Source organism: Blautia sp. AF26-2, assembly GCF_003460955.1.
In the GTDB taxonomy this organism is placed as follows: Bacteria; Bacillota; Clostridia; order Lachnospirales; family Lachnospiraceae; genus Fusicatenibacter; species Fusicatenibacter saccharivorans.
Genome location: NZ_QTWD01000001.1, coordinates 540,007 through 561,493, shown reverse-complemented (window position 1 = coordinate 561,493; position 21,487 = coordinate 540,007). Strand labels below are relative to the sequence as shown.

The following is a 21,487-nucleotide window of genomic DNA, read 5'->3' as shown; positions in this document are numbered from 1 at the left end:
TTCCCTGCGAATTAGAAGATTTTTCAGAATTTTTTCATTTTACCATTGAAAACGTTGGTGAATTGTACTATAATTAAACCATGAACTTAAAGGTTTTTGGTGAAAATATCTTATTCTAATCTAAGGAGGAAACTGCTATGGTTCAATTAATTGTAGGCAAGAAGGGAAAAGGCAAAACAAAACAGCTGTTAGACAAAGTAAATGCAGAGGTAAAAACCGCAAACGGAAATATCGTGTATATTGACAAGAGCACAAAGCACATGTTTGAATTAAACAACAAAGTACGTCTGATTTCCGCAACCGACTATCCTCTGAAAAACAGTGATGAATTTATCGGATTTATCTGCGGTATCGTTTCTCAGGACCACGATCTCGCAAGCGTTTATCTCGACAGCTTCCTGAAAGTAGCAAAACTGGAAGGAGAGGACATCACAGATTGTGTTGAACAGCTGGAAGGCATTGGCAAGCAGTATAACATTACCTTCGTATTAAGTGTCTCCATGGATAAGGAAGAGCTTCCGGAAGGCATGCAGGATAAGATTATCGTTGCACTGTAACCGAAACTGTATTATAATAATTGCATAGCGACAAAACCAAAGGACGGCGCTTACGGCACCGTCCTTTTAGCGCATGGATTAAACAATAAAAGGAGCATACATTTTGTCTAAGCAGAAAAAGAACAGCCGCCGGCATTCGAGAATCCGTTTCCCTTTTCCGGCGTTGAATATTGGAAATATCATCTTTGGAGCCCTTTTTTTCTATATGGCAGTTTCACTTTTCTTTTACCTGACCGCCGATCATATCAAATCTTTTCAGGTTGTGCAGGGAACTTTATCCCGGAATGATACCTATACCGCATTCGCCATGCGGACAGAGAGCGTGCAGCTTTCCTCCGGCAGCGGATATGTTCAGTTCTATACCCCAAATGCATCGAAAATCAGCCGCGGAAGCGCTGTTTATGGGATTTCCGCAACAGAAAATGCCGATACCTCTGGTATTGCGGCAGATGCGGCAACGAGAACGTCGCTTCGTTCCTCGCTCGCACGTTTTTCTTCTGATTATGATTCCAGTTCCTTTTCCAGCATTTATCAGCTGAAAACAGAACTTTCCGCAAAGCTGCTTGCCGCTGCCGCTGAAAACGGAGATTCCTCATCACAGACGATATTTTATGCAGATCAGGACGGTGTTGTCGTCTACGGCAGTGATGGATATGAAAGCTATACGGAGGACAGCCTTACGCCGGAGCTTTTCTCTACGAAAGCCTCTGTGGTTTCCTTTGATTCCGGCGCGCAGACGGAGCCTGGAAATGCAGTATACCGTCTGGTGACAGATGAGCAGTGGGAAATTGCCGTTCCGGTGACGAATAAGCAGGTCGTTACACTTTCCAATTTCAGTACGATAAAAGTTAAATTTCTGAAAGACGGAAAAACACAGACGGGAACGCTGAATCTAAAGTCCATTAACGATCAGAACTATGCTGTCATTTCGTTTACAAGCGGGATGATCCGTTATGCGGAAGACCGTTTTCTTTCAATAGAGCTGGTCACAAACACTGGAAGCGGACTGAAAATTCCAAATACTGCCATCACGGAAAAAGATTTCTATAAAATCCCGGCGCAGATGCTCGTACAGGGCGGAGACAGCAATTCTTCCGGTTTCCTGCGGGAAAAGACCGATAAAAAAGGAAATGTCATGCTGGATGATAACGGACAGCCGGTGACAGAATTTGTAAACGCCACGATCTATGAGCAGGTCAATGATGAAAATGATAATCCGGTCGAATATTACGTCGACATGGCCGCTTTTAATGATGGAGATATACTTCGTGCACAGGATTCCGCCACAACGTATCAGATTGGAGAAACGGTTCCGCTGCAGGGTGTTTACTGCATCAACAAAGGATATGCTGTATTCCGCAAAATTCAGATCGTCGATCAGAATGCGGAGTATTCTATCATAAAAAAACAAACGCAATACGGCATTTCGCAGTATGATTATATTGTGGAAAATGCATCCACCGTCAGTGAAGAAGATATTGTGCATTAAATACTGGAGGTTAGAAAGATATGCTGAAAGAGAACTATGAAGAAGTCCAGAAGAAAATTACAGAAGCCTGCAAAAGAGCCGGACGGAACCGGGAGGAAGTTACCCTGATTGCGGTCAGCAAGACAAAACCGGTCGAAATGCTTTCCGAAATCTATGATCTTGGCGAACGCAATTTCGGTGAAAACAAAGTGCAGGAGCTGACAGAAAAAGAGGAAGTGCTGCCAAAGGATATCCACTGGCACATGATCGGTCATCTGCAGCGGAATAAAGTAAAATACATTGCAGGAAAAGTTGCCCTGATTCATTCTGTCGATTCTCTTCGTCTGGCAAAAACGATCAGTGAGGAAGCGGTAAAGCACAACTGCGAAATCCCGATCCTGATCGAGGTAAACGTTGCCGGCGAGGAAAGCAAGTTTGGTGTCTCCGTAGAGGAAACCCTTCCATTGATTGAAGAAATCGCAAAACTTCCGGCAATTCATGTGGAGGGACTTATGACCATTGCACCGTATGTGGAAGATCCAGAAGAAAATCGTCCGGTTTTTCGCAAATTAAAGGAATTAAGTGTTGACATTGCCGCCAAAAACATTAATAATGTACGTATGGCCATTTTGAGCATGGGCATGACCGGCGATTACGAAGTAGCAGTAGAAGAAGGCGCCACTTTAGTACGGGTTGGAACCGGAGTCTTTGGCGAACGGGATTACAGTAAAAGATAACAGGAAGCCTTTCCAAGAAGAGTGACCCCGCGCATTCTGCACGGCTGTCTGGCCAAATGCCACAGGACTAAAAATAGGAGAGTATAAGAATGAGTGTTTTAGACAAATTTCTGGATGCCATCCGGCTGAACGACGATTACGAGGAAGAGGATGCTGATTCGGATAGCTTCTTCGATGAAGAAGACGATGATATAGAAGAAAAACCAAAGAAACGTTTCTTCCGTAAACTGGAGAACGAGGATGAGGACGAAGAGGAAGAGCCGCAGGCGAAACCGGTTCACACTGCACCGCGTAAACAGCCGGCGCCAAAGACCACCGCTTCAAGCCAGGCTGCTGCTGCACGAGCTCCAAAGCCAGCTGCTCCGGTTTCCTCGAAAGTTACTCCAATGAGAAAGAAAGCAGGTGCATTAAATATGGAAGTATGCGTCATCAAACCGGCTTCCATGGAGGATACCCGTGAAATCGCGGATACGCTTCTGGCCGGATGTACCGTTGTCCTTAACTTAGAAGGCATTGATGTGGATATTGCCCAGAGAATCATTGATTTCTGCTGTGGTGCATGCTACTGCATGAGCGGAAGTCTGCAGAAAGTTTCCAGCTATATTTTCATCCTGACACCGTCCAGCGTAGAAATTTCCGGTGACATCCAGGATATCTTAAGCGGAGCTTTTGATCTTCCAAATATCCGTACCGATTATTAAAGAAAATTATCTTTGCAGTAAATTAAAATGGATCCACTGGATCAATTATTGATTTGCTTAGTAACAAAGGAAAAGCATCAGATGCAGGATTCTGATGCTTTTTTCATGAAAGAACATACAGGAGGCATAATTTATGAAAACACTTACCGTTAAAAGAGAAGGCACATCTACTGAATTTTCTTATGAAATTGTCTGGGACGGCAGCTACGAACGCCTCGCCGGCTGTGTGGAGAACTTAAAACTCCCTGCAAAAAAGGCCTGCATTGTCACAGACAGCACGGTTTCAGAACTGTATCTGGAAGAGGTAAAAAATGTACTGTCCCCGCTGTTTGAGACCGTAACCGCATTTGTTTTCCCGGCTGGTGAAGCAAGCAAAAATCTGGATACCGTCAAAGATCTGTACACGCATCTGATTGAAAACCACTTTGAGAGAAAAGACATTTTATTCGCACTCGGCGGCGGTGTCGTTGGGGATCTGACCGGCTATGCGGCGGCAACGTATCTGCGCGGCATTGATTTCATCCAGCTTCCGACGACACTGCTTGCACAGGTAGATTCCAGCGTTGGAGGAAAAACGGGCGTCGATTTCGACCAGTACAAAAATATGGTCGGTGCATTCCATCATCCACGTCTTGTCTATATGAATATGGCAACCTTAAAATCCCTGAACGGAGAACAGTTTGCCTGCGGTATGGGAGAAGTCCTGAAAACAGGTCTGATCCGCGATGAAAAATTCTACATCTGGACCATCAATCACATGTCTGAGATCGAAGAGCGGATTGAGCCGGTATTAACGAAAATGATCCAGAAATGCTGCGATATCAAACGCCAGGTTGTAGAAAATGACCCAACAGAACAGGGAGAGCGTGCCGTTTTAAATCTTGGCCATACGATCGGTCATGCCATTGAAAAGCTCAAAAACTTCGAACTGCTCCATGGCCAGTGCGTTGCACTTGGAACCGTTGCTGCTGCCTATATTTCCTACAAGAGAAGTTATCTCTCCGATGAAGAGTTTTACGAGATTCGTGATATGAACGTCGGTTTCTATCTGCCAATCACCGTGGACGGCCTGAAATCGGAAGATATTCTGGCTGCAACAAAATCGGACAAGAAAATGGAACAGGGTACGATCAAATTCATCCTTCTGGAGTCTGTCGGCCATGCTGTGGTGGACCGCACGGTTACAGATGAAGAAATGCTGGAAGCTATCAATTCTATTAATGGAGATCTGATCGATGAAGAGTAAAAAACTTTCTCCGCTGGCCGTTTATCTGGTTTGCGCGGCAGCGATTGTCCTTCTGCTTGCAGCAGATCAGTATACAAAATCACTGGCAGTGCAGTATCTGAAGGACCAGCCGTCGATCGAGCTCATTCCAGGGGTTTTGGAGCTGTTTTATCTGGAAAACCGCGGTATGGCATTCGGACTTCTGCAGGATCAGTACTGGCTGTTTGCTATGATGACGGTATTGTTTCTGATCGTCATGGTGATCGTCTTTTACAAGCTTCCAAAGACACGCCGCTTTTTACCGCTTTTTGCCGTGCTGACTGTTCTGACGGCTGGTGCGGTCGGAAATTTTTACGATCGTTTTCTGAATCACTATGTCGTTGATTTCATCTACGTTTCGCTGATCAACTTTCCGGTTTTTAACGTAGCTGATATTTATGTCACCGTATCGGTCGCTGTCTTTTTACTGCTGTATCTGTTGTACTACAAGGACGAAGACTTCGCATTTCTGCATAAAAACGCCAAAAAGGAGGAGTCCGATGGCTGAAGAAGAACGGATTTTGGAAGTTACACCGGATTTTGACGGAAAACGGATTGATCAGTGCCTGGCCGCATCTTTTTCGGACTGTTCCCGTTCTTTTCTGCAGAAGCTTTTAAAAGACGGAAAGGTTTCGATCAACGGAAAAACGCAGAAAGCAAGCAGTAAGGTTGCCGCCGGTGATGCCGTTCTGGTGCTTCTGCCGGAACCGGAAGAACTGAACGTGGAGCCAGAAAACATTCCGCTTGATATTCTGTACGAGGATGATGATCTTCTGGTCGTCAATAAGCCCAAGGGGATGGTCGTACATCCGGCGGCAGGCCACAGCAGCGGAACACTGGTCAATGCGGTTCTGTATCACTGCCGCGGAAATCTCTCCGGCATCAACGGCGTTCTGCGCCCCGGAATCGTCCACAGAATCGATATGGACACAACGGGTGCCCTGGTTATCTGTAAGAGCGATTTCGCCCACCAGAGCCTCGCAGAACAGCTCTCTGTACATTCCATTACCCGAAAGTACCGGGCAATTGTCCATGGGAATCTGAAAGAGGACGAGGGAACCGTGCGCGGTGCAATCGGCCGCCATCCGACAGACCGGAAAAAGATGGCGATTAATGAACGGAACGGAAAACCGGCGGTCACACATTACCGTGTGCTGGAACGCTTTGGAAATTATACGTATATTGAATGCCAGCTGGAAACCGGCCGGACGCATCAGATCCGTGTCCATATGGCAAGTATCGGGCATCCGCTGCTTGGCGATGCGGTTTATGGCCCGAAGAAATGCCCGGTGAAAAACCTGCAGGGACAGACGCTGCATGCGATGGTACTTGGATTTATCCATCCACGGACCGGTGCCTATATGGAGTTTGAGGCGCCGATTCCGGAATATTTTTCCAATCTGTTGCTGCAGTTTCGAAAAAATGTCTGAAACCGCTTAAAAAGAATGATATTTTAAAAAGTATATAGTTAATTTGTATAAGTTTTATCAAAATGTTCTGTACTTTCTGTGAATTCTGTAGTATACTGGATGTAACGAAAAAACGCGAGTTACTACATCTGTGAAAGCAGATTATTGTGACGGAATGGAAAGGAGCGGATTATATGAAAACTATCATAACGATTGGACGTCAGTACGGAAGCGCCGGACATTCCATTGGTAAGATTTTAGCGGATGACCTGGGAATTAAGTACTATGACAAAGAGCTGCTGGAGAGAGCAGCAAAGGACAGCGGATTATGCCAGGAATTGTTCGAAAACCACGATGAAAAACCAACCAACAGCTTTTTATACTCTCTGGTTATGGACAGTTACTCCTTCGGCTATGGATCTACCATGATGGATATGCCGCTGAACCAGAAGGTATTTCTGGCACAGTTTGATGCCATCAAGAAGATTTCGCAGGACGGTCCGTGTGTCATCGTAGGCCGCTGTGCAGATTATGCACTGGAGGAAAATCCGAACGTGCTGAGCATCTTTATTAAAGCAGATATGCAGGATCGCATCCGCCGTATCGCAAAGCTGTATGATCTTTCCGATGCAAAAGCAAAAGACAAGATCACAAAGATCGACAAACAGCGTGCAAGCTACTACAATTACTACACCAGCAAACGCTGGGGCGAGGTAGACAGCTACGACCTGTGCCTGAACAGCAGTGTATTCGGTATCGATGGAACCGTAGATATGATCAAACAGGCAATTGAAGTTAAAGAAGCGGGAATCCGCAAGATTTTCAGCACCTGATCAAAACAGAACATAGGAGAAACGACCCTCCTCTTAAAAATAAGAGGAGGGTCATTTTATGAAAGGATTTTAAAGATGAGAATTGTTATACAGCGTGTAAAAAGAGCAAGTGTTTCGGTGGAAGAGAAGGTTGTCGGATCGATTCAGAAAGGTTTTCTGGTTCTGATCGGTGTCGGCCAGGGGGACGATGAAGCAACAGCAGACAAGTATATGAAAAAACTGCTGGGACTGCGTATTTTTGAAGATGAAAATGGAAAGACGAACAAGTCCCTGGCAGATGTGGATGGACAGCTTCTGATGGTTTCACAGTTTACCCTGTATGCCAACTGTAAAAAGGGAAACCGTCCAAGCTTCACGGAAGCAGGCGAGCCGCACAGAGCAGAAGAACTGTATGAATATATGGTCGCGAAAGCACGGGAACAGGTTCCTGTTGTCGAAACGGGAGTGTTCGGGGCTGAGATGGAAGTATCACTGGTGAATGATGGGCCGTTTACGGTGATCTTAGAGGATCTGTGAAACCTGTTTTTGTCTAGAGATAGTGTACCATCATCGTGCTGAATTGTTTGTATTTATACAGTTTACATAAAATGATTATGTGAACTTGTGAAGAGGAGAAAATCTTTTATGCCGCAATTTGACTATCAGCAGCTGTGTCACTTTGTCCTTCCGGAACAGGGGGGACTGTCGGTGGAAACAATTCTAAAACGTTTTCTGCACCTGACACCACGTGAAATCCGCCATGCCAAATATATTCCGGATGGAATTCAGAAAAACGGTGTTTCCTGCCGCACAAATGCAGTCGTCCAGACTGGAGATACGATCACTTTTCGATATGAGCAGAAGTGTCCCCACCTTTCCGAAGATCAGGTTCTGCCGGTATCAGGTGATTCTGCCGGCGTACGGATTCTCTATGAGGACAGTGATCTCTGTGTCGCAGACAAGCCATCCGGTATGGTCTGCCACGCTTCCCACGGCCATTATTCCGATTCCCTGACACATGCTGCCGCATCCCTGTTAAAAACACCGACAGCGCCTTCTGAACTCCGCTGCATCGGCCGTCTTGACAAAGATACATCGGGTCTGGTACTATTTGCAAAGAATCAGCTGGCTGCTGCCAGACTGTCCCGGCAGCGGGAGAGCGGCGCGCTGAAAAAAGAATACCTGGCTCTGGTACACCATCCCTTTTCCGAAGAAACGCAAAAAGAAACCATTCGTCTTTCCATGGAGCAAATTCCAGGAGATGACCCTGATTCTTTCGATCCGTCTGGGAAACGTATCACTAAAATGCGTATCTGTAAAGAAGGGAACGGCCTGTGGGCTACTACACACTACGAGGCTGTCCTTCAGGATCCTTTCTGGGCCGTCGTGTGCTGCCGTCTGGAAACCGGCCGCACGCATCAGATCCGCCTTCACATGGCATCTATTGGACATCCACTTTTCGGAGATCCGCTCTACGGAGTCCGCGACGGCGGTACCCGTGCCGCGCTCCATGCCTGGAAACTGCACTTTCTGCAGCCGATGACAGGAGAACCAATTGATCTGGAAAATATTCGAACGCACATGTTCGATTAAATATATTTGAAGTATAAGGAGAACATTTTATGGAAGAACAGAAAGAACACAAACGCCGCGTCCGCTACAAAGGCACACATCCGCGGAATTACAATGAGAAATACAAAGAACTGAATCCGGAGAAATATCAGGGGACCATTGAGCATGTGATCCAAAAGGGAAGCACACCGGCCGGCATGCATATCCCGATTCTCGTAGATGAAATCCTCGATTTTCTCAAGATCGAGCCGGGACAGAACGGACTTGATGCAACACTCGGATACGGCGGCCACAGTTCCCGTATGCTTGCATGCCTGCAGGGAAAAGGGCATCTCTGTGCGCTGGATGTCGATCCGATCGAGATGGCAAAAACAAAAGAACGACTGGCCGCGCAGGGGTACGGCCCTGAGATTTTAACGATTCTTCATCAGAATTTTGCCAATATTGATCAGGTTGCTGCCGAATACGGCCCCTTTGACTTCATTCTGGCGGATCTTGGTGTTTCCTCCATGCAGATTGATAATCCGGAGCGCGGCTTTTCCTACAAATATGATGGACCGCTGGATCTTCGCCTGAATCCGGAGGCAGGAATTTCCGCGGCCGAGCGTCTGCGCACGGTTGCACGCGATGAACTGGAAGGCATGCTCATTGAAAACGCCGATGAACCGTATGCAAAAGAAATTTCCCAGGCTGTTACGCGGGCACTTCGGAAAGGAAAGAAAATTGACACTACGTTTGCACTGCGTGATCTGATCGCTGAAGCACTGGATTTTCTTCCGAAAGACGAGAAAAAAGAAGCCATCAAAAAATCCTGCGCCCGCACCTTCCAGGCACTGCGGATCGATGTAAACAACGAATATGAGGTTCTGGAAGCATTCATGGAAAAACTTCCGGATGCTCTTGCTCCGGGCGGCAGAGCGGCAATTCTGACGTTCCATTCCGGCGAAGACCGGCTTGTGAAAAAGTCCATGAAGGGACTGTATCAGATCGGTATTTATTCCGAATATTCAAAAGAAGTCATTCGTCCTTCCAAAGAAGAATGCATCCGCAACAGCCGTGCAAGTTCAACGAAAATGCGCTGGGCAATTAAGGCGGAGTAACTTAAAAAAAGCAGGAGAGAAGTCGTCTCCATAAAAAAGAGGAATCAACGAATGGGATATAATCCCTGTTGATTCCTCTTTGGGTTTCTGATATATTTTTATTCCTCATGCTCCGGCATGGACTCCCGCAGCCGTACCGCTGTGGCAGCCTGACGGCGCCTTGCATCGTCCATGGCAGCATAATGTTTCTTCGTCGTATTGACATCCTTATGGCCGAGGACATCCGCAACAAGATAAATATCGCCTGTTTCCTGATACAGCGTCGTACCGTACGTACTACGCAGTTTATGCGGCGTAATTTTCTTCGTTGTCGTCACCTGGGACGCATATTTCTTCACCAGATTTTCCACCGTCTTGACGTTGATCCGTTTTCTCTGCGCTGAATAGAAGAGTGCGTGTTCGTGTCCTGCCACAGGCGTAATACCTGCGCGGACTTCGATATACTTTTTCAGTGCCTCGGCAACTTCATCTCCAAAGTAGACAAACATTTCATTTCCACCTTTTCGAAGCACTTTGATGCCATTGTTTTTAAAATCGACATCCTCAATATCTAACCCGACACATTCCGACACACGGATTCCCGTGCCAAGCAGAAGAGTAATGATTGCAAAATCACGTTCCTTTGTTTTTTCATAGTAGGCCCGCTGATGATTGCTCAGCCCGTCGCCGCAGGATTCAATAAAATCGAGAAGCTCCGCAACCTCATTTGGCTCCAGACGGATAATTTCTTTTTCATGGAGCTTCGGCATATCGATAAGCAGCGTAGGATTTGTCTCAATCAGTTCCTTTTTGAAATAATAGGAATAGAACGTCCGAAGTGCCGACAATTTTCGTTTCAGGCCTTTTTCCCCGTTGGTGGTATAAGATTCCTGGGAACCGATATAAGCCTTTAAATATTCTGTGTATTCCTCAAGATCAAGTGCAGTGACCTGGTCAAGCACATCAACGGACATCTGATCCATGGGAATTTTGGCAAGTTCCGGATTTTCTTTCTGCAGATACTGAAAAAAGATCCGAAGGTCATATGCATATTTGATCCGTGTGCTGGTCGATGTCGTTGTGCTGATGCCGCGGAAAAATTCGGAAGTAAAAGAGGGAAGCGTCTTCAGAACCTCGCGGAGCTTCAGTGTATTTTCCATATCGGTTTGTTCGTGATACGTAATTTTTGATTTCATAACTGCAAATGAGCCTTTCTAAACAGAAAACCGGGAAAATGAAAGAAGTATTTCTTCTATATAACTATTCGGGAAACGCAGGTTTTTCGAATAGTTGAAGAGTTACTTTCAGAAATCACCGGTTTTTCCTCTGAAACCGCCGAATTTTACAGGCCGATTTCTTGTTCGTTTTTTCACAACATTTTTTATTTTCTTCTTTTATTTTTCAGGATAAAAATCTTAATACTCCGATTACCTTTCCTACGATCTGCAGATCATTCACAAGGATCGGATCCATCTCATCGTTTTCCGGCTGCAGGCGGAAATAACCGTCTTCCTTGTAGAATGTTTTTACTGTAGCGGAATCATTGACCAGAGCGACAATTTTTTCTCCATTTTCCGCAGTTGCCTGTTGTTCCACAAGAACAAGGTCACCGTCTAAAATACCTGCATTTACCATGCTTTCGCCCTGTACCTTTAAAAGGAACGTTTCTGCGTTTGGCAGACGGTCTACCGGCATCGGGAAATATCCTTCAATATTCTCTACCGCAAGAATCGGTTCTCCGGCAGCTACTTTGCCGATCAGCGGAATCTGTGCAACCTCACTCTGGGATGCGGTGTCTTCCGATGCAATTCCCTGGATTGCACCAAGGCGGCCGGTATGGAATCCTTCATCGCAGATTTCAATGGCTCTCGGTTTTGTTGCATCTCGTTTGATATAGCCTTTCCGCTCCAGTGTTTCCAGATGTGCATGTACCGAGGATGTAGAACGAAGGGAAACCGCTTCGCAGATCTCACGCACAGACGGCGGGAATCCTCTCTGCAAAATTTCCTGTTTTAAATATTCGAGAATCTGTCTCTGTTTCTCTGTCAGTTTATTTTTGTCTCCAGCCATCGTATGTTCCTCCTGTCGTTTCGTTTTTTATATGAATTAGGGTAGTCCCCTCTTTCTATACGATATTTGCTTAAAATATACCAAATAAATTTTACCATAAATCCCACCGGAACGCAAATAAAAGTTTCGAAAATTTGTTCGTATTTCGTATTGACAAACATACGTTCTTTTATTATAATGAACATATATTCGAAAGAACAAATGTTCACGTAGCACAACTACTCTTCTATCACAAATCAAGGGGGAATTTTACATGAGTACCAATGCAAAGAAAAGAAAATCACTGAGAGAAAGACGAAAAATCCAGAGAAGAAAACTGCAGATCCGCGCAGCCGCCGCTCTCCTGTCTCTGGTTGCCGTCACATTTCTTTTAATCTTCCACTTCACGCCGCAGAATACGCAGGCAGACAGTGAGCCGAAAGCTCCAACCTACAAATACTACACCAGTATCCGCGTTTCTTCCGGCGATACACTGTGGGACATCGCCAAAGAATACCGTACAGAAGAATACTCCGATATTTCCAGTTACATTGCCGAGGTCCGTGAGATCAATCACCTGAGTTCCAACCAGATCACGGACGGTATGTATCTCTGCATTCCGTATTACTCCGAGGAGTATAAATCATGAAATTCAAGAAATACTTTACATAATTCGGTTATGTAAACAAAGTAAAAAAAACAGCTTCCAAAATGCACGGAACCTTCTAAAACAGCATGTTCGGGAAGCATGGTTTACCAAATAAAGAATGAATGTGAAAAGCAGAAACGTCCCGCAAATGAAATTTCTCATCTGCGGGACGTTTCTGCTATCTTATACTTTTTTTAATCCTCTTCAATATGCTCCTGTCCCTGTGCGATGATTGTCCGTACATGACCATCTGCAAGAGAGTAGAACACCGATTTTCCTTCTCGTCTGCTCTTTACCAGCTTATTCTGCTTCAGAATGCGAAGCTGGTGGGAAATTGCGGACTGTGTCATGTGCAGTGCTTCTGCCAGGTCGCAGACGCATACCTCTGCCTCAAACAGGACAAACAGGATCTGGATCCGCGTGGAATCACCAAATACCTTGAAAAGCTCTGCCAGATCGTAAAGCTCTGTTTCATCCGGCATGGTCTCATTGACAATCTTTACCAGATTTTCATGAACCTCACAGGAGTCACAGCACAGATCAGCTTCATCCGGATTGATTTTTGCCATTTTGTGTCCTCGCCTTTCTATAGATTTTTCACAAACAGAGCACGAATTGCATTCAGAACCGCCAGAATCATAACTCCGACATCTGCGAAAATTGCCATCCACATGTTAGCGATACCGATGGCTCCCAGAAGCAGGAACAATACTTTGATACCAATTGCAAAATAAATATTCTCATAAACAATGTGAATACATTTTCTGGAAATGTGAATTGCTTTGGAAATCTTGAGCGGATCGTCGTCCATCAGAACGATATCAGCTGCTTCAATTGCTGCGTCGGAACCAAGTGCTCCCATCGCAATACCGATATCGGCACGGGACAGTACCGGTGCATCGTTGATGCCGTCACCTACGAAAGCAAGTTTTTCTTTTTCTGTCTTTGCGGCAAGCAGCTCTTCCACTTTACTTACTTTGTCACCAGGAAGCAGTTCGCTGTAAACTTCATCAATTCCAAGATCTGCAGCTACCTGATCGGCTATCCGCCTGGAGTCTCCGGTCAGCATAATCGTCTTTTTAATACCGGATTTCCGCAGCGCCTGAATCGCTTCTTTCGCATGCGGTTTGATCATATCACAGATCAGGATATGTCCGGCATACTTGCCGTCTACAGCAACATGGACGATGGTGCCGACGCTGTGGCAGTCGATATAATCAACGCCAAGGCGCTCCATCAGTTTTGCATTTCCGGCAGCGACATTTTTACCGTCTACCTTTGCTGTTACACCGTTTCCGCTGATCTCTTCGATGTCCGTGACACGGCTTCGGTCGATCAGTTTTCCATATGCTCTCTGCAGACTCTTGCTGATCGGATGGCTCGAAGCACACTCAGCAAGTGCTGCGTATTCCAGAACATCTTCCTGACTGATCGTATTGTGGTGAATACCGGCTACTTCAAAGACACCCTGTGTCATGGTACCGGTTTTATCGAATACAACGTATTTGGTCTGGGAAAGTGTTTCCAGATAGTTGGAACCTTTCACCAGGACACCTTCATGGCTTGCGCCGCCGATACCGGCGAAGAAGCTGAGCGGAATACTGATGACCAGTGCACAAGGGCAGCTGATAACCAGGAAGGTCAGCGCACGGTAAATCCATACGCTCCACTCAGGAGCGGCACTTAAAAACAGCATCCGTACCAGCGGCGGCAGGATTGCCAGCGCCAGCGCACCGTAGCAGACGGCCGGTGTATAGTATTTCGCAAATTTGGAAATAAAGTTCTCGGATCTTGATTTCTTGGAGCTGGAGTTTTCCACAAGGTCCAGAATTTTGGATACGGTGGACTCTCCAAACTCTTTCGTTGTTTTTACTTTAATCAGACCGGACATATTGATACATCCGCTGATGACTTCGTCTCCCTCCCGGGCGTCACGCGGAACACTCTCTCCGGTCAGGGCACTGGTATTCAGTGTGGTGTTTCCTTCTTCGATCACACCATCGATCGGAATCTTTTCACCAGGCTGTACAACGATGATTGTGCCAACCTCAACTTCATCCGGATCAACCTGCTCGAGTTTTCCGTCTACCTCGATATTTGCATAATCCGGGCGGATATCCATCAGTTCGCTGATGTTCCGGCGGCTCTTTCCGACAGCATAGCTCTGGAACAGTTCGCCGATCTGGTAAAACAGCATAACGGCTACGCCCTCCGGATACTCGCCAAGCAGAATGGCACCGACCGTTGCAACAGCCATCAGAAAGTTTTCATCAAATACCTGTTTGTTCAGGATTCCCTTCCAGGCCTTTTTCAGGATATCGTATCCGATGACCAGATAAGGAACCATAAAGGTTGCAAATCGCACATAGCCGGTTGTCGGCAGTACCGCGCAGAGAATCAGAAGAACCGATGCAACGATGACGCGGATGAGAACCTTTTTCTGTTTCTTATTCATACATATGCCTCCTTTGTTCTTACCGCCGGATGAAAAAATCCAGCATTTCATCCCAGAGATTTACAGATCCAAATCCGCTGCTCCAGAGAGAAAATACTGGATTTTTCTCGAGCTGAACCGCAGACAGGTTTTAGAATCTATTCTGCTCCAGCTTTTTCTTCCATCCGCCGATGAAAGTTTTTTATTTTAGAGGAAGATCTCGCAGTCATCCTCAACTTTTTTGCAGTTTTTCAGAACATCCTGCATAACGCTCTTTGGATCCTGTCCGTCTTCGAACTCAACGATCATTTTGAGCATCATAAAGTTTACGGTAGCATCCTTTACACCTGCTGTGTTTTTTGCAGCCTCTTCCATTTTGTTTGCACAGTTTGCGCAGTCAACATCGATCTTATACGTTTTCTTCATCGCTTTTGATCTCCTTTTTCATTTTCACTGTTCATATGAACATTTATTCATATGTTTGTTTTTATTATAGCACCAGTGATGCAATTGTCAATGGAAAACTGAAAAAAATCAAAAAAATCTGCCCGTCGGATTTTTTTGATTCCTGCGGGCAGATAGATCTGTTATTTATTCCTCATAAAGAAACGTTATGTTCTGCTATTTTTCACTTTTCCGAATCACAATCTGTCCGAACCGTGCACATCCGTCCAGAACCTCTATTTTCAGAATGCCTTCTCCTGTAACGGTACCGAGTGTGAACCGTTCGAGTGTGTTCGGTGCTGTTTCATATGCAAAATATGGATGAACATCCGAAGTTACTTTCTCACCGGCAGGAGGCATTCCCCCTTCAAAAAGAGTCTCTCCCTGAATAGCTGCCTGTACCTTCACCTCTTTGTCTGCACAGTAAGTTACAGAAACCGTATAGGTTTCTTTTTCACGGATTGTATAGGAAGCATACTCTCCTGCTCCCAGCTGAAGCTGTACATGATCTCTCGGATGTTTGATCGGACCCGGTGCGGCAAACCCGGCCGGTTCAGGATGATATCCTTTTTCATAAACCAATTCAAACCGGTCATACAGACGATATCCTGCAGCATTCGGAAGATCACTAAGACCACGGTGTGAATCCATCGGCAGCGCGTTGTAGCCGATCGCCGGGATCTCAAAATTGCCCTCTCGAAGCAGATAAGGATGATACTGCGTATTTTCTTTGCATTTATCGACCGCCAGGCATTCCAGGTAGCTGTCCCAGATGGCCTGCGCATGCTCGTAGGACGGTTTTGCAGCTCCATTAATTGCATAATCGGTAATCAGATGCCATTCATCCGGAACATTAAAGTTCAGAATCGAAGCACATCCTGCTCCCTCTACTGTTTTCCAGCACCACAGATTATAACCGGCGTGGTACTCGGCAAGAATCTCATACATCGTTGTCTGCCATGCGTGCTCATTTCTTCCTCCTGTCTCGCCCATCCACAGGCAGATCTTCTGTTCCCGGCAGATACGGAGAACGCTGGCAAGAGAAGCTACCTCCGGAACAACCATCTCATACGCATGAAGACTGATGCCCCAGTTGTGGTATTCCGGGTCAAACTCATGATCAAAGAAATATGTAAGAGAGGAAAACTGTGTACCATTCAGCAAAAATAAGTGTTTCTGGTCGATCTTTCTGCAGCGGCGGATCATTTCCTCGTAAAAATAGACCAGCTTCGGTGTCAGCTCCTCGCGGCGCGGCGTCATGGAGATCGGCTCGTTGATACAGTCATATGCGCCGATGATCCAGCGGTCTTTGTATCTTCTCATAAACTCTTCCATCAGAAGAAACATCCGCTCCATCGATTCTTCATCGTCATACAGATGCTGTCCATTGTCCACGCCGTCATCACACGGAATTCCGGACTGGCCTGCCGTTGCCGCATGGAAATCTACGACAGCATAAACCTGATACGTCTCACACCAGTCGAGAACATCATTCAGCATGGCAAAGGAATCTTCATTATACGTAATCCCCGGCTCCTCATACAGAAAGCTTCCTGCGCGGATCGGCAGACGCACGGAATTGTAACCGCGTCTGGAGAGAAGTGCAATATCCTCCTCCGTCAGATACAGCCGTCTCCAGCGTTTCCAGAACTCCTCCGCATATTTCGTTCCGCAGGTCTCCCGTAGAATCTGGTCCATACTTCTTCCACGGTCCATGCGTCCCATCGGCGCATATTTTCCAGGCTCGAACAGTCCAAAGCCGCTCTGGGTGCCGAGCATAAATCCTTCCGGATTATCCCAGTTTCCCATGCCCCAGCCGCGGAGAATCACCTCTTCTCCGAAATCATTCACAATAATACCGTCCTGATTGTGCAAAAATCCCCTTACACGTTCTTTGTCATAATACCCCATACAAAAATACCACCTTTCCGCAGAAGCCTTCTGGTTCTGCGCTTTTTCTTCTATTATAAAAATTTTGGTTTTCTGTGTCAAGAAATAGATTTTTACTATTTTCAGGGAAAAAACAGGATATTTTTTTTAAAATTGCTTGACAAACCGAAAAATGAGACTATAATGCAAAGTGTTCAAAAGAAAAAAGGGATCAGAAAAAAGCAATGAGCAGGACAACATTTTTCGGGTGAGCCTTTGCAGAGAACCATCGGCTGGTGCGAGATGGCAGGTATCCCAAAGAACAATCCCCTGTGAGCTGTACAGACGAAACCAGAAATGGAAAGTAGTCCGGACCGGCCTCTCACCGTTAGCAGAGAAGAGATTCACCGGAAAGTGTATCAAATGGTTTCGGGGATCTTGTCTGAGTGATCGACCAAAAGAAACAGCCGATAATTAGAAGTGGTAACGCGGAGCGTTTTTTGAAAGCTTCGTCTTCTTGCATAAGTCAGGGAGACGAAGCTTTTTTTGTTTCCAAGCATACCAACACAATTGCCTTTTCCCTTTTCTTTTTCCATTTGAAATCCATGTAAACTGGAAATATCATTTTTGAACGAGGAGGAATTTTATTATGAACACGTTGGTTATTGTACTGATCGCCGCCGTATGTCTGATAGCAGGTTATACCTTCTACGGAAGCTGGCTGGCAAAGAAATGGGGCATCGATCCCAAAGCAAAAACACCTGCCGTTGCAAAAAATGACGGTCAGGATTACGTCCCTACCGATGGATGGACCGTATTCGCCCATCAGTTTTCTTCAATCGCAGGTGCAGGCCCTGTCACCGGTGCCATTCAGGCCGCTGTCTTTGGATGGGTTCCCGTCCTTTTATGGATCCTGATCGGCGGTATCTTCTTTGGTGCTGTTACCGATTTCGGTGCGCTGTATGCGAGTGTCAAAAACGAAGGAAAATCCATGGGACTTCTCATTGAGAAATACATCGGCAAAACAGGAAAAAAACTGTTTCTTCTCTTCTGCTGGCTCTTTACACTGATCGTTATCGCCGCCTTTGCCGATATGGTTGCCGGAACATTTAATGCTTACGAAACGGTTGACGGCGTCACAAAGCTTTCTGCCCAGGCAACTGTAAACGGCGCTGCCGGAAGCATCTCCCTGCTGTTTATCGCTTTTGCTGTTGTCTTCGGACTGCTCCAGAAAAAACTGCAGTGGAAAGGCTGGAAAGAAATGGTACTCGGCCTTGCATGCACCGTTGCAGCTTTTGCAATCGGCATGAATGTACCGCTTGTAACAAGCAAAGCAACCTGGACTTATCTGGTATTTGCCTACATCTTTCTTGCCGCTGTCCTTCCGATGTGGCTTCTGATGCAGCCGCGTGACTTTATGACAACCTTTATGTTCGCCGGTATGATCCTCGGCGCTGTTGTCGGACTTGTTGTTGCGCACCCGAAGATGAACCTTCCAATGTATACCGGATTCCATAATGCGGCATCCGGAGATCTGTTCCCGATCCTGTTTGTCACCGTTGCCTGTGGTGCTGTTTCCGGATTCCACAGCCTGGTATCGTCTGGAACCTCTTCGAAAACCATTGCGAATGAAAAAGATATGCAGAAAGTCGGATACGGAGCTATGGTTCTGGAGAGCCTGCTTGCCGTCCTCGCCCTCTGCGTTGCCGGTGCTGCTGCTTCTGCAGACGGTACGGCTGCTGTCGGAACGCCATTTGCGATCTTTTCTTCCGGTGTTGCCGGATTTCTGGAAATGTTCGGCATCCCGGTATACGGAGCACGGTGCTTCATGACGATGTGTGTATCGGCGCTGGCACTTACCAGTCTTGACTCCGTTGCACGAATCGGCCGTATGTCCTTCCAGGAACTGTTCACTGTCGATGATATGGAACATGCTGCCGGATGGAGAAAGCTGCTCTGCAATAAATATTTCTCTACCATTGTTACTCTGCTCTGCGGCTACATCCTGACCCAGATCGGATATGCCAATATCTGGCCGCTGTTCGGAAGTGCAAACCAGATGCTGAGTGCACTCGTTCTGATCACGCTCTGTGTCTTCCTGAAAGTCACCGGCCGTGAAAACAGAACCCTGTTCCCGCCGCTTATCATCATGCTCTGCGTCACCTTTACCGCACTGGTAGAGCGTGTCATTGCACTTGTAAAAGCGTATGGAGCAGGAACCGCTGTCTTCCTCGTTGAGGGACTGCAGCTCATCATCGCCATTCTGCTGATGGTTCTTGGTGTCATCATTGTCATCAGCTGTGGAAAAGAACTGTTCCGGAAGAAAGCGGGACAGGAAACGAAATAATATAGATGTTTCTTCAAAGAGCTTCCTAACGCAAAACGCCGTCAGACTACAACAAGTCTGACGGCGTTTTACATGCCATAGTTTTTTACGAAACAATTGCCGCCTTGGTCGCACCGATAATCGGGGAGCTGACTCCCTTCGCCCATTGCCATGCCAGTGCGGTCATACATTCAGGGCTTCCATTGTTTCCTCAATCGGAGTTTCGTAGTCAAAACGGTGAATGATATACAGATCCAGATACTCTGTTCCCAGCCGTTTCAGTGTACCGTCAATCTCTCTGTGAATGGCTTCTGCCGACAGATTGCCAAAATTTTACTCCGTATAATACTGTGCCTGCGCATTCCAAAGCTCATAGTATTTGCCGTTTGTATCCACAAATCCCCTGTTCCATAAGGTAGCATCCAGATACTTCGGGATCTCCCGGTTGACCGCCATAAAGGTTAAATGACCCCGGCTGTCCTGCTGTAAAAGTGACATCCTCCACCACCTGTAGAGGTGGGGGAGGATGTCACACTTCATGACCTTATTCCTTCTCCAGAAACATACTCTTCAACAGATGCGTTCCCGCTTCCGTCCGAAATACTTTTCTGCAGAAATTTTCAATCGCCTGTTTTGAATATTCGCTCTCGCCGGCATTGACCAGAAAATCGGCTTCCAGCAGGATCTGGTAATCCATTCCCTCTACATTTGTATAGGTATGATGATGCGTAACCAGCCATGTGATGCGTTCGACATCCAGTTCTCCTGCCGGTACATCTTTGAAAAATTCTGCAACGAGCGGCGCACTTTCCTCTTCCTGATGCTTTCCGCTGGTATTTCCGTATTTTTCCCGACACAGCGGGCAGGCAATATCATGGACAACAGCTGCCATCTCCAGCGTTTCCTGTGTTTTTGGATCCAGTCCTTCCGCCTCGCCGATGTTCTTTGCAAAGGCCCATACCTTCAGAAAATGATAAATATCATGAATATTTCCCTTATAAAAATCTGTCATTTTTTCAATTGCAGCAGCAATTTTCATATCGTGTTTCCTCCTTCGCATCCTGTCTTTCTTCCCATTATATCACATGTTTCACGCATTTGAGTATCAGATTATCATCTGATCTTATCACAAAATATGCAAAAACAGGAGGCAGAACCTGCCTCCTGTAGCTTTTTAACACTATGATATTCTTTATGCCAGCGGTTTTCCTGTCAGCATCTCATATGCCTGAAGATATTTCTCGATCGTCTTGTCTACGATTTCCTGCGGCAGAGTCCAGTCGTGGTTTCCATCGTTGGCTTTGAGCCAGTCGCGCGCGAACTGTTTGTCAAAAGATGGCTGACCATGGCCTGGTTCATAACCATCTGCAGGCCAGAAGCGGGAGCTGTCCGGAGTCAGCATCTCGTCGCCGATTACGATATTTCCGTTTTCATCGAGACCAAACTCAAATTTTGTGTCTGCAATGATAATGCCTTTGCTTAAAGCATAATCGGCACATTTTTTATACAGAGCGATGGTGTAGTCGCGAAGCTTCTCTGCATACTCGGCTCCTTTTCCCGGGAAGTATTTTTCCAGATGGGCGATGCTCTGCTCATAAGAGATATTTTCGTCATGATCTCCGATTTCAGCCTTTGTGGACGGAGTGTAGATTGGCTCAGGAAGCTTGTCAGATTCTTTTAATCCTTCCGGAAGCTCGATGCCACATACTTTTCCTGTTTTCTGATAGCTTGCCCAGCCGCTTCCGGTAATGTAGCCGCGGACAATGCACTCGATAGGAAGCATTTCCAGCTTACGGCACATCATGCTGTTTCCGTCAAATTTCTCCTGCTGAAAAAATTCCGGCATGTCTTTTACGTCTACAGAGATCATATGATTCGGAAGGATGTCTTCTGTCAGATCGAACCAGAATTTGGACATCTGGGTCAGAACGGTACCTTTTTTTGTTACCACATTGTTCAGAATGACATCAAAACAGCTAATACGGTCGGTTGCTACCATGATCAGGCTGTCGCCGTTATCATAAATCTCGCGTACCTTACCCTCTTTGATTGGCTTTAATTCTTTCATCATGAATACCTCTTCTTTTCGTATAGGATAGTGAACGGAATTACACCCA

Annotated in this window: 22 protein-coding genes and 1 pseudogene; 13 read left to right on the top strand and 10 right to left on the bottom strand. The window is 46.2% G+C overall.

The window, feature by feature from the left end:
• Positions 1–137 precede the first annotated feature (137 nt).
• The 11 genes from DWY63_RS02775 to rsmH all read left to right on the top strand — a co-directional run bounded on the left by DWY63_RS02775 (position 138) and on the right by rsmH (position 9,620).
• A complete protein-coding gene (locus DWY63_RS02775; RefSeq protein WP_022462857.1) occupies positions 138–557 on the top strand; it encodes a hypothetical protein in 420 nt (139 codons plus the stop codon).
• A gap of 205 nt (positions 558–762) precedes the next feature.
• Positions 763–2,046 carry an HlyD family efflux transporter periplasmic adaptor subunit gene (locus tag DWY63_RS02770; RefSeq protein ID WP_147343051.1) on the top strand — a complete coding sequence of 428 codons (1,284 nt, stop codon included), beginning with the start codon at positions 763–765 and terminating at the stop codon, positions 2,044–2,046.
• Between the two features lie 20 nt (positions 2,047–2,066).
• On the top strand, positions 2,067–2,762 hold the full coding sequence (locus DWY63_RS02765) for a YggS family pyridoxal phosphate-dependent enzyme (protein ID WP_022462859.1): 696 nt from the start codon (positions 2,067–2,069) through the stop codon (positions 2,760–2,762).
• An 89-nt stretch (positions 2,763–2,851) separates the two neighbouring features.
• Positions 2,852–3,463, top strand: coding sequence for a cell division protein SepF (locus tag DWY63_RS02760; RefSeq protein ID WP_055217838.1), 612 nt, complete (start codon positions 2,852–2,854; stop codon positions 3,461–3,463).
• Between the two features lie 133 nt (positions 3,464–3,596).
• On the top strand, positions 3,597–4,709 hold the full coding sequence (aroB, locus tag DWY63_RS02755; protein WP_055217839.1) for a 3-dehydroquinate synthase: 1,113 nt from the start codon (positions 3,597–3,599) through the stop codon (positions 4,707–4,709).
• Complete coding sequence (gene lspA / locus DWY63_RS02750) at positions 4,699–5,235, top strand: signal peptidase II (RefSeq protein ID WP_022462862.1); 537 nt, start codon at positions 4,699–4,701, stop codon at positions 5,233–5,235. Before aroB ends, lspA begins: the two co-directional genes overlap by 11 nt.
• Complete coding sequence (locus DWY63_RS02745) at positions 5,228–6,157, top strand: RluA family pseudouridine synthase (protein WP_117801150.1); 930 nt, start codon at positions 5,228–5,230, stop codon at positions 6,155–6,157. The genes lspA and DWY63_RS02745 overlap by 8 nt, the downstream gene beginning before the upstream one ends.
• Before the next feature lie 173 nt (positions 6,158–6,330).
• Positions 6,331–6,969, top strand: a complete 639-nt coding sequence (locus DWY63_RS02740; protein WP_117508930.1) for a cytidylate kinase-like family protein — start codon at positions 6,331–6,333, stop codon at positions 6,967–6,969.
• Positions 6,970–7,044: 75 nt separating this feature from the next.
• Entirely contained in the window at positions 7,045–7,485 is a 441-nt protein-coding gene (dtd, locus tag DWY63_RS02735) for a D-aminoacyl-tRNA deacylase (RefSeq protein ID WP_022462865.1), read from the top strand.
• A gap of 108 nt (positions 7,486–7,593) precedes the next feature.
• Complete coding sequence (locus DWY63_RS02730; RefSeq protein ID WP_055217841.1) at positions 7,594–8,541, top strand: RluA family pseudouridine synthase; 948 nt, start codon at positions 7,594–7,596, stop codon at positions 8,539–8,541.
• A gap of 29 nt (positions 8,542–8,570) precedes the next feature.
• Positions 8,571–9,620 (top strand): 16S rRNA (cytosine(1402)-N(4))-methyltransferase RsmH, encoded by a 1,050-nt coding sequence (gene rsmH, locus DWY63_RS02725; protein ID WP_055266069.1) that lies wholly within the window; start codon positions 8,571–8,573, stop codon positions 9,618–9,620.
• A 98-nt stretch (positions 9,621–9,718) separates the two neighbouring features.
• Here rsmH and DWY63_RS02720 read toward each other — a convergent pair whose 3' ends face one another.
• Positions 9,719–10,795, bottom strand: coding sequence for a tyrosine-type recombinase/integrase (locus tag DWY63_RS02720; protein WP_022462868.1), 1,077 nt, complete (start codon positions 10,793–10,795; stop codon positions 9,719–9,721).
• A gap of 205 nt (positions 10,796–11,000) precedes the next feature.
• A complete protein-coding gene (gene lexA / locus DWY63_RS02715; protein ID WP_055217843.1) occupies positions 11,001–11,669 on the bottom strand; it encodes a transcriptional repressor LexA in 669 nt (222 codons plus the stop codon).
• Positions 11,670–11,922: 253 nt separating this feature from the next.
• On the opposite strand from lexA, the gene DWY63_RS02710 reads away from it, so the two are divergent.
• A complete protein-coding gene (locus DWY63_RS02710) occupies positions 11,923–12,297 on the top strand; it encodes a LysM peptidoglycan-binding domain-containing protein (protein WP_022462870.1) in 375 nt (124 codons plus the stop codon).
• 194 nt (positions 12,298–12,491) lie between these two features.
• Here DWY63_RS02710 and DWY63_RS02705 read toward each other — a convergent pair whose 3' ends face one another.
• The 4 genes from DWY63_RS02705 to DWY63_RS02685 form a co-directional block, all read right to left on the bottom strand.
• Positions 12,492–12,866 carry an ArsR/SmtB family transcription factor gene (locus DWY63_RS02705; protein ID WP_022462871.1) on the bottom strand — a complete coding sequence of 125 codons (375 nt, stop codon included), beginning with the start codon at positions 12,864–12,866 and terminating at the stop codon, positions 12,492–12,494.
• Between the two features lie 17 nt (positions 12,867–12,883).
• Positions 12,884–14,752, bottom strand: coding sequence for a heavy metal translocating P-type ATPase (locus DWY63_RS02700; RefSeq protein ID WP_117801148.1), 1,869 nt, complete (start codon positions 14,750–14,752; stop codon positions 12,884–12,886).
• Between the two features lie 186 nt (positions 14,753–14,938).
• A complete protein-coding gene (locus tag DWY63_RS02690) occupies positions 14,939–15,157 on the bottom strand; it encodes a cation transporter (protein ID WP_055266075.1) in 219 nt (72 codons plus the stop codon).
• A gap of 195 nt (positions 15,158–15,352) precedes the next feature.
• Positions 15,353–17,086 carry a glycoside hydrolase family 5 protein gene (locus tag DWY63_RS02685; protein WP_117801146.1) on the bottom strand — a complete coding sequence of 578 codons (1,734 nt, stop codon included), beginning with the start codon at positions 17,084–17,086 and terminating at the stop codon, positions 15,353–15,355.
• A gap of 607 nt (positions 17,087–17,693) precedes the next feature.
• Here DWY63_RS02685 and DWY63_RS02680 point away from each other — a divergent pair.
• Complete coding sequence (locus tag DWY63_RS02680; protein ID WP_117801144.1) at positions 17,694–19,391, top strand: carbon starvation CstA family protein; 1,698 nt, start codon at positions 17,694–17,696, stop codon at positions 19,389–19,391.
• Between the two features lie 168 nt (positions 19,392–19,559).
• Here the strand turns inward: DWY63_RS02680 and DWY63_RS02675 are convergent.
• From DWY63_RS02675 to DWY63_RS02665, 4 genes and pseudogenes are all read right to left on the bottom strand, one after another.
• Positions 19,560–19,703 (bottom strand): annotated as a pseudogene (locus DWY63_RS02675) (aldo/keto reductase); the annotation flags it as partial.
• Positions 19,704–19,868, bottom strand: coding sequence for a hypothetical protein (locus tag DWY63_RS17925; protein WP_022462877.1), 165 nt, complete (start codon positions 19,866–19,868; stop codon positions 19,704–19,706).
• A 46-nt stretch (positions 19,869–19,914) separates the two neighbouring features.
• A complete protein-coding gene (locus tag DWY63_RS02670; RefSeq protein WP_022462878.1) occupies positions 19,915–20,409 on the bottom strand; it encodes an HD domain-containing protein in 495 nt (164 codons plus the stop codon).
• A gap of 153 nt (positions 20,410–20,562) precedes the next feature.
• Positions 20,563–21,438 carry a phosphoribosylaminoimidazolesuccinocarboxamide synthase gene (locus DWY63_RS02665; RefSeq protein ID WP_055217859.1) on the bottom strand — a complete coding sequence of 292 codons (876 nt, stop codon included), beginning with the start codon at positions 21,436–21,438 and terminating at the stop codon, positions 20,563–20,565.
• Positions 21,439–21,487: the final 49 nt, after the last annotated feature.